General features: G+C 35.4%; 12 protein-coding genes and 1 pseudogene. 4 read left to right on the top strand and 9 right to left on the bottom strand.

Annotated features, from left to right (window positions below; all coding sequences use genetic code 11):
* Positions 1-92: 92 nt before the first annotated feature.
* A complete protein-coding gene (locus tag BOQ64_RS16965) occupies positions 93-995 on the bottom strand; it encodes a GyrI-like domain-containing protein (protein WP_129058924.1) in 903 nt (300 codons plus the stop codon).
* A gap of 395 nt (positions 996-1390) precedes the next feature.
* Between BOQ64_RS16965 and BOQ64_RS16960 the strand changes: the two genes are divergently transcribed.
* Positions 1391-1894, top strand: coding sequence for a superoxide dismutase family protein (locus tag BOQ64_RS16960; protein WP_129058923.1), 504 nt, complete (start codon positions 1391-1393; stop codon positions 1892-1894).
* Positions 1895-1948: 54 nt separating this feature from the next.
* Here BOQ64_RS16960 and BOQ64_RS16955 read toward each other — a convergent pair whose 3' ends face one another.
* Positions 1949-4078 carry a carboxy terminal-processing peptidase gene (locus BOQ64_RS16955; RefSeq protein WP_129058922.1) on the bottom strand — a complete coding sequence of 710 codons (2130 nt, stop codon included), beginning with the start codon at positions 4076-4078 and terminating at the stop codon, positions 1949-1951.
* A gap of 517 nt (positions 4079-4595) precedes the next feature.
* Between BOQ64_RS16955 and surE the strand changes: the two genes are divergently transcribed.
* Positions 4596-5384, top strand: coding sequence for a 5'/3'-nucleotidase SurE (surE, locus tag BOQ64_RS16950; RefSeq protein WP_129058921.1), 789 nt, complete (start codon positions 4596-4598; stop codon positions 5382-5384).
* 136 nt (positions 5385-5520) lie between these two features.
* On the opposite strand, the gene BOQ64_RS16945 is transcribed toward surE, so the two are convergent.
* Genes BOQ64_RS16945 through BOQ64_RS16935 form a run of 3 tightly spaced genes read right to left on the bottom strand, consistent with a single transcriptional unit; the run spans position 5521 to position 7922 of the window.
* Positions 5521-6924, bottom strand: a complete 1404-nt coding sequence (locus BOQ64_RS16945; RefSeq protein WP_129058920.1) for a radical SAM protein — start codon at positions 6922-6924, stop codon at positions 5521-5523.
* A gap of 18 nt (positions 6925-6942) precedes the next feature.
* Complete coding sequence (locus tag BOQ64_RS16940) at positions 6943-7170, bottom strand: hypothetical protein (RefSeq protein WP_129058919.1); 228 nt, start codon at positions 7168-7170, stop codon at positions 6943-6945.
* Positions 7167-7922: a prolipoprotein diacylglyceryl transferase gene (locus tag BOQ64_RS16935; protein WP_129058918.1), complete on the bottom strand. Its 756-nt coding sequence runs from the start codon at positions 7920-7922 to the stop codon at positions 7167-7169. The genes BOQ64_RS16940 and BOQ64_RS16935 overlap by 4 nt, the downstream gene beginning before the upstream one ends.
* Before the next feature lie 61 nt (positions 7923-7983).
* Here BOQ64_RS16935 and BOQ64_RS16930 point away from each other — a divergent pair.
* Positions 7984-9020, top strand: a pseudogene (locus BOQ64_RS16930) (GMP reductase).
* A 63-nt stretch (positions 9021-9083) separates the two neighbouring features.
* On the opposite strand, the gene fabG reads toward BOQ64_RS16930, so the two are convergent.
* The 4 genes from fabG to BOQ64_RS16910 all read right to left on the bottom strand — a co-directional run bounded on the left by fabG (position 9084) and on the right by BOQ64_RS16910 (position 13693).
* Entirely contained in the window at positions 9084-9827 is a 744-nt protein-coding gene (fabG, locus tag BOQ64_RS16925; RefSeq protein WP_129058917.1) for a 3-oxoacyl-[acyl-carrier-protein] reductase, read from the bottom strand.
* A 170-nt stretch (positions 9828-9997) separates the two neighbouring features.
* Positions 9998-11509, bottom strand: a complete 1512-nt coding sequence (locus tag BOQ64_RS16920; protein ID WP_129058916.1) for a WG repeat-containing protein — start codon at positions 11507-11509, stop codon at positions 9998-10000.
* A gap of 7 nt (positions 11510-11516) precedes the next feature.
* On the bottom strand, positions 11517-12191 hold the full coding sequence (gene rsmI, locus BOQ64_RS16915; RefSeq protein ID WP_129058915.1) for a 16S rRNA (cytidine(1402)-2'-O)-methyltransferase: 675 nt from the start codon (positions 12189-12191) through the stop codon (positions 11517-11519).
* Positions 12192-12193: 2 nt separating this feature from the next.
* Positions 12194-13693, bottom strand: a complete 1500-nt coding sequence (locus tag BOQ64_RS16910; RefSeq protein ID WP_129058914.1) for a hypothetical protein — start codon at positions 13691-13693, stop codon at positions 12194-12196.
* Between the two features lie 61 nt (positions 13694-13754).
* Between BOQ64_RS16910 and BOQ64_RS16905 the strand changes: the two genes are divergently transcribed.
* Positions 13755-14342: a thymidine kinase gene (locus BOQ64_RS16905; protein ID WP_129058913.1), complete on the top strand. Its 588-nt coding sequence runs from the start codon at positions 13755-13757 to the stop codon at positions 14340-14342.
* Positions 14343-14391 lie beyond the last annotated feature (49 nt).

Genomic DNA, 14391 nt, shown 5'->3' with positions numbered 1-14391 from the left:
ACCCAATCCATTGATTTTAAAAGGCAGGTTCTTATTCTTTATGACCTTCATGACTTCCATCTCCCAGCTTCAGGCTTCCTGCCAGAATTTAATTACTGAATCGGGATACAGAAATCCACCATCATTTTTCCTTCAGGATGTTCTTTAAAGTTGGAATGATAGATCTCAAACGGGAAGGTTCTTCTCGTAGAATAGTTATGTTCATTCATCCATAAGAATAATGACACCCAACATTGCTCGAAATCATTGAGGGTAACTTCACCACTTCCTACAATAAATTTTCCGGCTTCTATGGTTTCCGAAAATACTTCCCCAGTTGGTTCTTCCAGTTTTTCATCCAATAGCATACAGGCATGGATTCTTACTTTATCCGGCGGTGTTACTTTAAAGCTGTCATGGTACACGGAGATCATTTTTACATCTTCTTTGGGAAACAGATGTTTCTTTTTTGCCCAGTCAATGAGTACATTGTAAGAAGGTTCTACCCCGGCAATACCAAGGCTCATTACTGCTGCCAGATTCATTTCCGGCATTTCTTTTACTTCAATTTTTAAATTCATTGTTGTCCAATTTAATAGGTTTTCAATAGTACAAATGTATTGGCTGAAAACTGTATCAATTTGTCCGTTCTTGCTTTGTGTTTGTAAAATCTTGTGAAATGATTTGGGTGCTGTTTTACGAAATTCGGAAGGTGGTAATCCGTAGTATTTTTTAAAGGTTTTGCTGAAAACAGAAGGATTTGAAAAGCCAAGATCAAAGTAGATTTCTTTCATCTCCATATTCTTATGGACAGCCAGAAGAAAAGCACTTTTTTCTATTTTCCTTCTGATAATATAATTCTGAAGGGTTTCTCCTGTGACAAGCTTGAATATTCTGTGAAAATGAAAAGGCGAATAGGCACTTATCTCTGCAATTTTTTCCAGAGAGAGATCAGCGTCAAGGTTTGTATCGATATATTGTATGGTTTTTACAATCCGTTTTTTGTATTCTTCCAAAATAAAAGGTGTAGAATCACAAAGGTATTGATCCTAAATGCATTTATATTGTCTGTTCTTGCTAAATATTTTTTAGGGAGCTAAGAATAAATAGATTTCCAACCGATTTTATGAGACTCTCTGAATAAATGAGGGTCTCCTCCAGTGTAAATCAAATGTATTGTATTGACTTAAAAGATAAATATGACTTCTTCCTTGAAAAGATAAAAATAAGCATTTTTTAGTGCCTTTTAACCTTAAATACTACTGAAGGTAAACCTACACATTCTGAGGTTATACAGACCAAAATTAAAGTGTGCAATGAGATATTCTTTTAGAAAAAAGGCTGTAATCATAAAGTATTCTGGAAAATCTTTTTTAATTTTATCCTAAATATCACTATAAATCATTTAAAAATGAAAGTACAAACACTAGCATTATTGGCAGGATTTGCATTGTTGGCAACTTCATGCGGAACTACAAATACGTATGCCGTAAATGCCAAAAGCGGAACACAGACAGGGGGAACAGCAAAGTTTACCCAACAGGGAAATGATGTCATCATGAAGCTGAATGTAACGAATCTTACTCCTGGAATCCATGCAGTACACATTCATGAAAAAGGAGACTGCTCTGCAGCAGACGGTACTTCTACAGGCGGACACTGGAACCCATCTAAGAACGATCATGGAAAATGGGGAGCTGAACATTTCCATATGGGAGATATAGGAAATTTAGTAGCTGATCAGAACGGAACAGCTGTTTTAACCTTTAAAACAGATAAATGGTGTCTGGGTTGTACAGATGAATCTAAAAACATCATTGGAAAAGGTCTTATTGTACACGCAGCAGCTGATGATTTCCATACTCAGCCTACCGGAAATGCAGGCGGAAGAGTAGGATGTGTAGAAATTAAGTAATCATTTATTTACACAATAAAAAAACCGATAATTTTCATTATCGGTTTTTTATGTTTATGATTTAACTCCCATTTCTGATACAATATTCATTGCTTCCTGCAGGTAAAGATCCTTTTTAAGATTCTTGATCCACATTTCAGATTTCTTTTTGAAAGCTTCATCTTTTTTCTCTCTTTCAATCTCGCTTGGATACATGATAAACTGAAGTCCGTTTTCAAATTTAGTCAGTACTTTGAACTTTTCAATCTGAGATTTTCTGTGCTTCATGACATCATTGAATTTATTGATGTTCAGCGTAATATTTTCTTCTTTATCCAGTTTTTCTCTCCATTGAGCTGATTCTAACAGAAGCTGGTAATTCTTATTCTTAGCCATTCTGTCTGCACTTGCTTTTTCAAGAGCCTGAATATTAAAGTAGTTCAGTTTTTCGAATTTGGTAGCCGGAATTTTATCCCAAGCCAGCGCAAAATCATCATAACGCTCACCTACTTCAGCATATGTAAAGAAATCTTTCATCTGAATATCCGAAACAATTCCTTTTCTCTGTGTAGATTCTCCTGTAATTCTGTAGAACTTCTGGATAGTAAGTTTTAAAGATCCGAAATCATCTTCTGTATTCAGGAATCTGTTCAGGTCAACAAAAGTCTGAACGGTACCTTTTCCGAAAGATTGTGGAGATCCAATCACTACCGCTCTTCCATTATCCTGCATCACCCCTGCAAGGATCTCAGAAGCCGATGCAGAAAGTTCGTTTTGCATAATCACAAGCGGACCTGTCCAGATAGGAGTTTCATTTTTGTTCTTTAGGGTCTGTATTTTTCCATTTCCATCTTTCACCTGTACATAAGGCCCAGCCTCCATGAAAAGTCCCATAATATCCCCTACTTCCGTTAAAGAACCACCACCATTGTTTCTAAGATCAAGGATAATTCCTTCAATATTCTGCCCTTTAAGCTTTACAATCTCATTTTTAATATCATCAGAAGCATTTCTTCCTTTTGAATTTTCAAAATCAGCATTAAAACTTGGAAGGTTGATAAATCCATATTTTTTACCGTTCGGAGCATTGACTACAATACTTCTTGCAAAAGTATCTTCAATAGCAACCTCTTCACGAATCATCGTTACATCTTTAATAGTACCGTCTTTTTTCTGAACGGTTAAGGTAACAGGTGTTCCCTTTTCCCCTCTGATTAATCTTACCGCTTCGTCAGAAAGCATTCCTACCACATTTACAGCATCATCTTTTGGTTTAGATTTTACTTTCAGGATCTTATCTCCTTCGGAAAGCTGCTTAGATTTCCATGCCGGAGCACCAATGGTAAGAGCCCCAAGATAAAGGTTCCCTTTTTTCTCTTGGATCAATGCACCAATACCAATTACTTTTCCGGTGAACTGAGTATCAAAATCTTCCTTATCTTTTGGAGAATAATAGTTAGTATGCGGATCAAATACTTCAGTATACGCATTCATATACACTGTAAACCAATCCATTTTCTTTCTCTTTTTGAATCTGGTAAAGGTTTCTTTTACAAGATCTTTAACCTCATCTGTAGCTTTTTTGATCTTCTCATCCTGAGTAAGAACTTTAAGCTTGATAGTATCATTTAGCTTGTATTTCTGAACAGAGTCTTTTTTCTCTTTCTGAGCTTCTTCTTTACTGTTCATCGATTCAACTTCCTGAAGGATATTGTATTTGATGAATTTTTTCCATTCATTATACTGCTCCTGCTTATTAGCAGGTACTTTTTTAAGCTTAGGCTCAAGAGTAAGAGTTTCTTCTTCCTGAAGATTAATAGGCTTACTGAAAATATCCTGAGTAATTTTATCAATTTCATCTACTCTCTGGTAAAGTCTGTCAATCGTAAGTTTATAGAAACTCAGATCACCCTGGTTGATATAATCATCAAGCTTTGTTTCATGCTTGCTGAATTCATCCATATCAGACTGCAGGAAATATCTTTTGGCAGGGTCTACCAATTCGAAATAGTGCTTATAGACATCTTTTGAGTAGGCATCATTGATAGGCTTCGGACTATAATGCAGGTAAGAAAGAGTGTTTTTTACGCTCACCATTATTGTCTGCATCTTTTCATCATCGTTCTTCGGCGAGTTGAAGCAAAACATTAGACTGGTTAATGGAATCAGTAGTAAAAATTTATTCAGTTTGAAATTTTTCCACATAAACTGTCTTTATTTATTAATTTTTTGAAAAATAAGTATTGTAATAAGTAGCAATAATTTGCAGACTGTTACAAACGATCAAATTTAATACCTTATTTACAAATATCGCACAGTTTTAAGAATTTTTATTCAATCAAAAGATCATCTTTTACTTCCGGAACATTTCCTGATCTTGAAATATATAGTGATATGAGGCTTTCTATCATCTTTAAAAAGATCATAGAAGTTAACAATATTCCATGGGTTGGATTCAATGTTAAATATTCTTTGGAAGATGATAAAATTATGCTAAAATTCAATAGTAATTTGAACGGCCAACAGCTTCTTTTTCCTCTGTTCAGCCTCCTTTTCTTGCTAAAATACAGGATATTTGTTTCAGAAATTAAATGACCGAATGGCCACTCTCCTGTTTTATTGCGTCTTATTTTTAACTACATTTGATGTGTTGAAAATTCTTTTTGTTCAATTCTCAAATGAACAGATTGTACTCTATTTGTATAAAAAATTAAGATAATATATGGAAAGACCGCTTATTCTGGTTACTAATGATGATGGAATTACAGCTCCTGGTATCAGAAATTTGATCAGTTTTATGAACGAAATCGGAGAAGTAATTGTGGTAGCCCCTAACTCTCCTCAAAGTGGTAAAGGCCACGCTATCACCATTAACTCTACTTTAAGTTACGAAGAAGTTACTCTTGATGGTCCGCAGACAGATTATTCATGCAGTGGAACTCCTGTTGACTGTGTAAAAATGGCTCTTGATAAAATTTTGACAAGAAGACCAGACATTGTAGTTTCAGGGATTAATCATGGTGCCAACTCATCCATTAATGTGATTTACTCAGGGACGATGTCTGCTGCTGTAGAAGCGGGGGTAGAAGGAATTCCTGCCATTGGATTCTCATTACTGGATTTCAGCTGGGAAGCAGATTTTACCCAGGCTAAAGAATTTATTCAGAATATTGTAAGAAGAACTCTTGAAAACCCAATGCCAAAAGGAATTGTTCTGAATGTGAACATCCCAAAACTTCCTGCATCAGAAATAAAAGGCATAAAAGTCTGCAAACAGGCTAATGCCAAATGGGAAGAAAGCTTTGATGAAAGAGTAAATCCACACGGGAAAAAGTATTACTGGCTAACAGGTTACTTCAACAATATGGATGAGTCTGAAGATGCTGATGAAACTGCGCTAGCGAACGGATATATCTCAATTGTCCCTGTAAAATTTGATCTTACAGCCTACGAGTATATGAAAACATTGGAAGAAGTAATGGCTTTTGATGTCGTAAAGGAATCTAAATAATCCTTTTATTTAAAGATAGAAAAGCGTGAAATTTAATGATTTCACGCTTTTTGTTTTTTTATCTCTCGCAGATTTTCGCAGATTAACACAGATGATTATGTTTAAGATTGGTTAGAAATACTAATTTATTTCTGTGTTAAAATAGCACCTTGTCTTCTTTCCTCAGTTCTTCCAGATAGCTTTTCTTATCATCGCGGTAGAAAAGGTTCATGGTTTCAAATGGAATTAATTTCAGGTCTTTATTGACGATATGAACACAGGATTTCTTCACTGCTCTTACATCAAAATCATGAGCATCCATAAAGTTCATAATGATAATTCTAAACAGATTATCGTAATCCAAATCCGGCGCACACACTTCAGGTAGACAACAAAGTAACTGATTAACCTTAGGTTTTACTTTATCAACAGAAATTCCTGTACTGAAGATGTCCAGTAACTGCATATGAAGTCCCGCATCCTGTTCGTAAACAATGGTATTTTTAGATTCGTTATTCAGAAGATCAGCAGGGTTGATATATCGGGTTAAAGGAATAATTTCTCCCTGAAGTTTTAAAATATATCCCATTGCCAGAGCATCCGGATTACACGGAACCGGAATAATATCATCTGAATTTAAAAGTGGAAACTGATTCAGAATTTCCTGTCTTACTTCCGTTAAAGTGATTTTCTCATGAGCAGAATCTTCCCTGTTTCTTCCTGCAATTTCTACAGGCTGGAAGGTAATTCCTCTTACACATTTCTGTTTTAGAGCGAATTCGATGATCTTTCCAATTTCATCAATGTTTTTATCTTTTTGAAGAACAATTACTAAGGTGGTAGAAAGGTTCAGCTCATTCAGTTTTTCTAAAGCTTTCATTCTTACAGAGGTAAGATCTTTTCCTCTGAAATCTTCCAGAACTTCAGGTTTAAATGAGTCAAACTGAAGATACACCTCAAATTCCGGAGCATAAGTGGCCAGCTTTTCTGCAAAACCAGGATCGTTAGCAATTCTTATCCCGTTGGTATTCAACATTAAATGTTTAATGGGCTTTGACTTTGCAATGTCCATAATTTTAAAGAATTCGGGATGAATAGTTGGTTCTCCTCCACTGATCTGAACAACATCCGGTTCTCCTTCATTTTTAACAATCACATCAAACATAGCCTCAATCTCCTCTAAACTCCTATGACTTCCATAATGTGGAGAAGACATTGCATAACAGGTTGGACAGGTGAGATTGCAACGATCTGTAACTTCTACAATGGAAAGACAGCTGTGTTGCTCATGATCTACACAAAGGCCACAGTCATATGGACACCCATACTCTACATCTGTTCCGAAATGAAGAGGCATTTCCGAAGCTTTGTTATAATTTCTTATGTTCTTGTAATAATGAACATCTGAAGCAATTTTTGTTTTGAAAAAACCATGATCCGGACATCTTTTGGTCATGAAAACAGCTTCATCTTCTATGATGATCTTCGCTCCTACCCTTTTAAGGCATTCCGGGCAAAGACTTATTGTATAATCGTAATAGGTATAGTTTCTTACTGGCATAATTAGTTTTTAAAATGCTTATCCACAGATGTATCCGCTGATCAGACCACAGATCAATAAACAAATAACAAAAGTCTGTATAAACTGTTTTCTGCTGAATTTTCTGTTATCCTTACTTTCATAGATCAGCTTCACAATAAAGGTGACAATAATTGAAAAAAACAGAGCCCCGATAATTATCATACCAACAATCATAACTACCAGTCCAGTGAGGTCACCAACTTCCAAAAGTGTTAAAGGTTTCATCTTGAATATTTTAAATGTGTGGTTTGGGTATTTTTAATATTATAAATGTAGTAAATAATTACACAAATACATACAAGTTGAATAGTTCCCAGATTTCCTGCAATTTCCACTCTTGGCTTAATGAAGTCTAAAAGGAATCTGAATGTAAAATAACTCAGCATAAAGATCTGAAAAAGAAACCCCGACGGATACTTCTTTTGTCTCTGAATAGATTTCAAAACTATCCAAAGCACAATCAGAAAGCCAATCTCATATAAGGAAACAGGATGTCTGAGATACTGATCTCCCAAATACATTCCAAAGACAGAATCAGTGGGAATACCATAGGTTTCTTCATGAATCCCGGTAAGAAAACAACCTATCCTTCCGATAATTATGGCCAACATTAAAGGGAAAACAATCAAATCTCCTGTACTTTCTTTATGCCCTACTGCTTTTTTAGCCAGTTCCACACCCAATAATCCAAAAGCGAGTCCACCGACAATCGTATTACTGGACCAGAACTTCTGAAAACTGAAATTTTCAAACATGGTGTATGGATTTTCAAGATTTCCAATGAGTTTGGAACCTAATAATGCTCCAGCCGTTGCTCCTATCAAAACAGCAGCAGAAGTATTGAATGATAATTTTTCCGGAGATTTTCTTTTAAGATAAAAATAATACCGCATGCCAAGAAACATTCCAACTGCCTCAAAAAGCGGATGTGCAAGAATGGTTTGTCCGAAAATATGAAATGTTACAGGAAAATCCATGGTTTCAAAAATAATCCATTTCAGATTATTTACTACCTTTATTCTGACAAATAATTACAAAATGCGTATAGAATATGACATAAAACTGGGGTTTAAGGATGTAATGTTCCGCCCTAAACGTTCTACATTGAAATCCCGTTCAGAAGTAGATCTGGAAAGGGAATTTATCTTTAAACATACTAAAAAAGATGGAGTGGAGTTCCCGTTATTGCTGCCAATATGGACACTGTGGGAACTTTTGAAATGGCTGTAGAACTGGCTAAAGACAAAATCATCACCGCAGTTCACAAACATTATACTCCTGAAGAATGGGATCAGTTCCTTCAAAGCCAGCCTGAAAGTATTCATCAGTATATTGCATTAAGCACAGGTACCGGAAAAGCGGATGAAGAAAAGATCAGACTGATCCTCGAAAAGCATCCAAAAATAGAGTTTCTCTGTATAGATGTTGCCAATGGTTATTCTGAACATTTCGTTCAGTTTGTGAAGGCTGCAAGGGCTAATTTTCCTGATAAGATCATTATTGCCGGAAATGTAGTGACCGGAGAAATGGTAGAAGAACTTCTTTTAGTGGGAGCAGATATCATTAAAGTTGGAATTGGACCTGGCTCAGTATGTACAACCCGTGTAAAAACAGGAGTTGGTTACCCACAGTTATCTGCGATCATAGAATGTGCGGATGCTGCTCATGGTTTAGGGGGACATATTATTGCAGATGGGGGTTGTAAAATTCCCGGAGATGTTGCTAAAGCATTTGGTGGTGGTGCTGATTTCGTCATGTTAGGCGGAATGTTTGCAGGTCACGATGAAAGTGGTGGTGAAATGATTGAAGAAAATGGTAAAAAATACCGTTTATTCTATGGTATGAGCTCTAAAACAGCTATGGATAAACATTCAGGCGGTGTAGCTGAATACCGTGCTTCTGAAGGAAAAACGGTGAAAGTTGCTTATAAAGGTCCGGTTGCTGAAACCGTGAAAGATATTTTAGGGGGCGTGCGCTCTACATGTACTTATGTAGGTGCTTCCAAGCTTAAAGAACTTTCAAAAAGAACTACTTTTATCAGGGTTCAGGAGCAGGAAAATCAGGTTTTTAACTGATTTATTTAAAAATTTTGCATAAAAAAAAGAGGCTATACATTTTGTATAGCCTCTTTGTATTTTTTACATCAACATTCCACCGTCTACGTTTAGCGTCTGGCCTGTAATGTATGATGACATATCACTTCCGAAGAATACACAAGCATTAGCGATATCTTCCGGCTGTCCTCCTCTCTTCAAAGGAACACCTTCTCTCCATCCCTGAACTGTTTTCTCATCCAGAACAGCAGTCATTTCAGTTTCAATGAATCCTGGAGCAATAGCATTACATCTAATGTTTCTTGAACCCAGCTCTAATGCTACAGATTTTGTAAATCCGATTACACCAGCTTTAGAAGCAGCATAGTTTGCCTGTCCTGCATTTCCTTTTACTCCAACTACTGAAGTCATATTAATGATAGATCCTGCTCTAGCCTTCATCATTGGCTTAATAACCGCTTTTGTAAGGTTAAAAACCGAATCAAGGTTTACTTTGATTACCTGATCCCAATCTTCTTTAGACATTCTCAATAATAAGTTATCTTTTGTAATCCCGGCATTGTTTACCAAAATATCAATCTGCCCAAACTCCGCCATTACTTCTTCTACCAATTTTTGAGCGGCATCGTAATCTGATGCGTCAGACTGATACCCTTTAATTTGGGTTACAGAACTTAAAGCTGCTTCTAATTCTTTAGCTTTGTCTACAGAACCGGCATAAGTAAATGCTACTTTTGCTCCCTGTTGAGCATACATTTCAGCAATACCCTTCCCGATTCCTCTTGTAGCTCCGGTAATTAGTGCTACCTTTCCTTCTAATAATTTCATATCTCTTGACGATTATTTTTTTATAACTCATTCAGCTATTGAAAGCTGACTCATTCAGTATCATAATTCTTTTTCAGAATTAAACGGTTTGCAAAGATATTATAAATTGTTATTCAACACATTGAAAACATGAAAATACTGATTTTTTTTGTTGAATTTCTGTGTTTTTACTACAATTCTATCATATCATTTCTAAATCTGGTGAAATAAATTAAGTCTGTTTTCTTGTCTTTACTCAATTTTAAAACTTCTTTCATCCAGGTATATTTATCATAAATGATATCTGTAATAGGTTCATTCTGAAAGTTTAGAACGCCGTATTTACCATCTTTTTTTACAACAATTTCATTTTCAAAGTTTTCAAAAGCAATAATATCTTCATAAGTAAATGGAACAATTTCAGTACCCTTTGCATCCAGAATACCATAAAGATTAGCATTATTCATGCAAACCAATGGCTTTGAATACTCATTCAGAATATTAAAATATTCAACATCCTGATTTTTGATCTGTTTCACATCTTTAAGTTCAACGGTAGATTTATTGGACACTAAAAACCGATAATACTGATCCTGTCTTTTGATGATAAGATTTTCCGGGTAAAAACCTACGATCTGATCCCCTTCATTCAGAATATTTCTGAGTTCTTTATCCAAAAGTTTTTCATCATTCCCTTTTTTAAGATAAATAAAATCCTTTCCTGAGACAGTAAAGTTTTTAATAAAACTATATTCCTGAGGAATTACCATATTTCCATTCAGATCTACAATACCAGATTGATCCGTCTTATCACTGTAAACCCTGAAAAATTGGTTGGATAAAGCATATAAATATTTATAATTATTAGGATAAAGCTTCTGATCTTTCTTATTAAAAACAGTTGTTTTATTGCTTTTTGTAAGATAAATATATTCTTTTTTACCAAAGTATTCCGGAGTAATATCGCTATAGATTTCATCTGCAATAATGTTACCTTCAGGATCAATCAGTCCATACTTACCGGTACTTTTGTTTTGGGTAATCAGATAAGGATAGGCATTAATATCTACAACATTCTTTGAAAGTTGATGTAAGGTTTGGCCGTTTTTCCCAATGATTTCCTTTTGGTTTTCTTCATTGAGTATTAGAGCTCTTCCATTCTCAAAGTTATAATCATCTTTAAATTCTCTGTCACTAAGCTGTTTTCCATTAAAGTCATACAGAATCCATTTCTTATCCTTTAAGACAAAGAAAGCATCTTTTCCGGCAAATCTGATTTTATCTGAATCCGGGATGATGAGCTTACCATTGTAATCATACACCGCTTCTTTTCCTTGTTTTGAAGCAATAATACGTTCTTTACTCCACCAAGGTGTGTTGAAGTCCTGATCGTCAAGAGGAACCAGTTCATTCCCTTTTTCATCAATAATTGCAGATTTTCTTTTACTTTCTTCCTCAGAATAAAGAATAAACCTGTTCTTAAAAATATGGGAAAGTCCTCCTCTATATGGTAATTCAAAGGTTATATTTCCTTTAGCATCTACAATGCTCTGTTTTTTGGAAACAGGATCATAAGCTATCCCGAAACCATCAGAATATGAGCTTACCTCCTTCCCGGTCTTTTTGGAAAGAAGAACCTTAGTGTATTGGTTGGTTTGCCCCATACAAACTGCAGAACACAATACAAAAACTAGCTTTTTCAATTAAAAATTAAATAGAATTATTGACAATAAGAACAATCTCTCCTTTTAAAGTTTTACTCTTGGAAAATTCAATTAACTCATTGATTGTCCCTCGTTTGGTTTCTTCAAACTTCTTGGAGATTTCACGGCTTAAACTTGCTTTGGTATTTTCACCAAAGAATTCCTTGATCTGCTCTAATGTGGTATTGATCTTGTGTGGACTTTCGTACAGTACAATGGTTTTCTTTTCTTCGGCAAGCTGCTTTAACTTGGTTTGTCTTCCTTTCTTCTGTGGTAAAAAACCTGCAAATAAAAACTCATTATTCGGAAGTCCGGAAACTACTAAAGCCGGAATTAAAGCTGTTGCACCAGGTAAACAGATCATTTCAATATCATTGTCTGCCCCTGCTTTTGCCAATAAATATCCCGGATCTGAAATCCCAGGAGTTCCTGCATCGGTAATGATTGCGATATTCTGACCGTTTTTAAGGTCTGTAATTACTTTTTCCGTTGCCTGATGTTCATTGTGTAAATGATACGATTTTAAAGGCTTGGAAATTTCAAAATGTTTTAAAAGTATTCCAGAAGTTCTGGTGTCTTCACATAAAATATAATCTACATCTTTAAGGACATTTACTGCCCTGAAAGTCATATCTTCCAGGTTCCCAACAGGTGTGGGAACAAAATATAGGATTCCGCTCAAAATTATAAGAATTTATTTTCCACCAATATCCAAAGTCGCTGTGCATATTCATCCACCTTATTCCATTTTCTTTCGTAGTAAAGGTCACTCAGGTATTCCTTGGCTTCTTCCAGTGTTCTGAACTGGTTCAGATAAGCTACAGCTTCATTCAGATCAGCCTGGCTTCCTTCAAACAACATTTTTGAAAAAGCAATTCTGTCATTCAAATCCAATTTAAACTCCGTTTTTTGCTTTTCAGCTTCCATAAAGTGAGTAGGAATATTAGACTTTAAAATGCTTCCTGCATCCTCTTTTGCAGGCTCAGGTTGATTTTCTTTTGGAAATTCTCTTTCCAGCGGATCATCATCAAACAGGGACTGAACAGCTTTCAACCCTTTGATATTGGCTAATTTTATTTTTTTCTCCTGATGATATTCATCTAAATTTTCAAAACTTTCATCAGAAGGATGTCTATCTGTTTCTTCAGGAACAGGTTTGTCTATTTCAACAATTTTTCTTCTGTCGTATACTTCAGCAAGAACATTTTCTTCTTTTATTTCTTCTTCTGAATGGTCATTTTTAATGTCATTCACAATATTTTCAACATTGGAGGTCTCTGTGGCCAGCTCACCTTGTTCTAAAGAAATGTTAGAAGCAATAAACTGTTCTTCATTTTCTTCAATCAGTATTTCATCATCAAGCATTTCAGTATCAAAAATACTTGGAATAGTTTCTCTGACTCTGTTTTCTTTGGTATCACTTACTTCTGCAAAATCTACCTCTTTTTTATTTTCAGTTTCTTCTTCTTGCTCTTCTGCATCTATTTCATTCAGCTGGTTGTTAAAAATTGCTTCTTCTTCCGTTACTTCATCCTCAAACATATCTTCATTGATATCTTCGTCTGAATCCGGGTGAGCATCAGCAAGAATTTTTTCTTCATCCACAAAGCTTAAAACAGCACCTTCAGCAATAAAATGTTCATTTTCATCAATTTCATTCAACTGGTTATTGAAAATCGCTTCCTCTTCCGTTACATCTTCAGATACAACCGAAGTCTGAACATTTTCAACAGCTCTTTCTTCATTATTTTCCGCAACAAAGCTTATGATATTTTCATGAAACTCATTTTCAACGATCTCGTTCAGCTGGGCATTAAAAATCTCTTCATCATCAGCTTTTCCACTGATAAAACTATCATTTTCATGCTCATCAATTTCATTCAGCTCATTATTAAAAATAGCTTCTTCTTCTGTTACTTCATTTCCTGAATCATGATGATGGTGATCCGCTTCATCAGAGACAAAAGAAGCTGCAAGACCGTCTGAATGAAGAACCGGTTCTTCTGTTACGAAATATTCGATGTTCTTTTCCAGTAATTTCAAAAAAGAAATCCTGTTAGCAAGCTCATCTACAAGATCTTGCTTGGAAAGTAATTCGTCTACGTTATTTATTTTGTCAAGATTATCAATGATATTCTTGGCCTCAAATAAAATCTTTTCCTTTAAATCTTGGATGTTTTGCATGATAAGATTCTTATTAAAATTGCTTACTTTTGATGTTGAAAATATACGGCTAATTTAACAAATGTTTTTAGAAAATACAATTAATCATTCCAAACAAAGTGGTTGGATGGAAGTGATTTGTGGCTCTATGTTTTCGGGTAAAACCGAGGAGTTGATCCGAAGATTACGTAGAGCAGAAATGGCAGGACAGAATGTGGAAATTTTTAAACCGAAACTGGATATCCGGTATTCTGAAGAGGACGTTGTTTCTCATAATCAGAATAAAATCCGCAGTACGGCAGTAGATAATCCTAGTGAGATTCTTCTATTGGCATCCAATTGTGATGTAGTAGCAATAGATGAAGCACAGTTTTTCGACGAAAGCATTGTTGACATAGCCAATCAACTGGCAAACAACGGCATCCGGGTAGTTATTGCAGGTTTAGACATGGATTTCCTGGGACGTCCTTTCGGGCCAATGCCCAATTTGATGGCTACAGCAGAATATGTCACAAAAGTGCATGCTATTTGCAAGAGAACAGGTAACCTTGCCAATTATTCTATGAGAACCTCACAGGGAGATAATCTGGTAGAGCTTGGTGAGACTGAAAGCTATGAAGCCGTAAGCCGTCGTGTTTTTATTGATGAAGTGCTTTCAAAAAGGAAGTAATTTATAAAGATAAAAGCTCGAAATCAAAATATAGATTCACTTCATATAA

It is taken from the genome of Chryseobacterium sp. CH25 (genome assembly GCF_004119455.1).
In the GTDB taxonomy this organism is placed as follows: Bacteria; Bacteroidota; Bacteroidia; order Flavobacteriales; family Weeksellaceae; genus Chryseobacterium.
Note: the sequence above shows the minus strand (reverse complement) of the source record. Positions and strands in the feature narration are given on the sequence as shown.

Excerpts from the sequence above, each read along its gene's own strand:
- BOQ64_RS16940 (WP_129058919.1), bottom strand. The coding sequence starts at position 7,170 with ATGAAACCTTTAACACTTTTGGAAGTTGGTGACCTCACTGGACTGGTA.
- BOQ64_RS16960 (WP_129058923.1), top strand. The coding sequence starts at position 1,391 with ATGAAAGTACAAACACTAGCATTATTGGCAGGATTTGCATTGTTGGCA.
- BOQ64_RS16955 (WP_129058922.1), bottom strand. The coding sequence starts at position 4,078 with ATGTGGAAAAATTTCAAACTGAATAAATTTTTACTACTGATTCCATTA.
- BOQ64_RS16945 (WP_129058920.1), bottom strand. The coding sequence starts at position 6,924 with ATGCCAGTAAGAAACTATACCTATTACGATTATACAATAAGTCTTTGC.
- BOQ64_RS16910 (WP_129058914.1), bottom strand. The coding sequence starts at position 13,693 with ATGCAAAACATCCAAGATTTAAAGGAAAAGATTTTATTTGAGGCCAAG.
- BOQ64_RS16905 (WP_129058913.1), top strand. The coding sequence starts at position 13,755 with ATGTTTTTAGAAAATACAATTAATCATTCCAAACAAAGTGGTTGGATG.
- fabG (WP_129058917.1), bottom strand. The coding sequence starts at position 9,827 with ATGAAATTATTAGAAGGAAAGGTAGCACTAATTACCGGAGCTACAAGA.
- BOQ64_RS16935 (WP_129058918.1), bottom strand. The coding sequence starts at position 7,922 with ATGGATTTTCCTGTAACATTTCATATTTTCGGACAAACCATTCTTGCA.
- surE (WP_129058921.1), top strand. The coding sequence starts at position 4,596 with ATGGAAAGACCGCTTATTCTGGTTACTAATGATGATGGAATTACAGCT.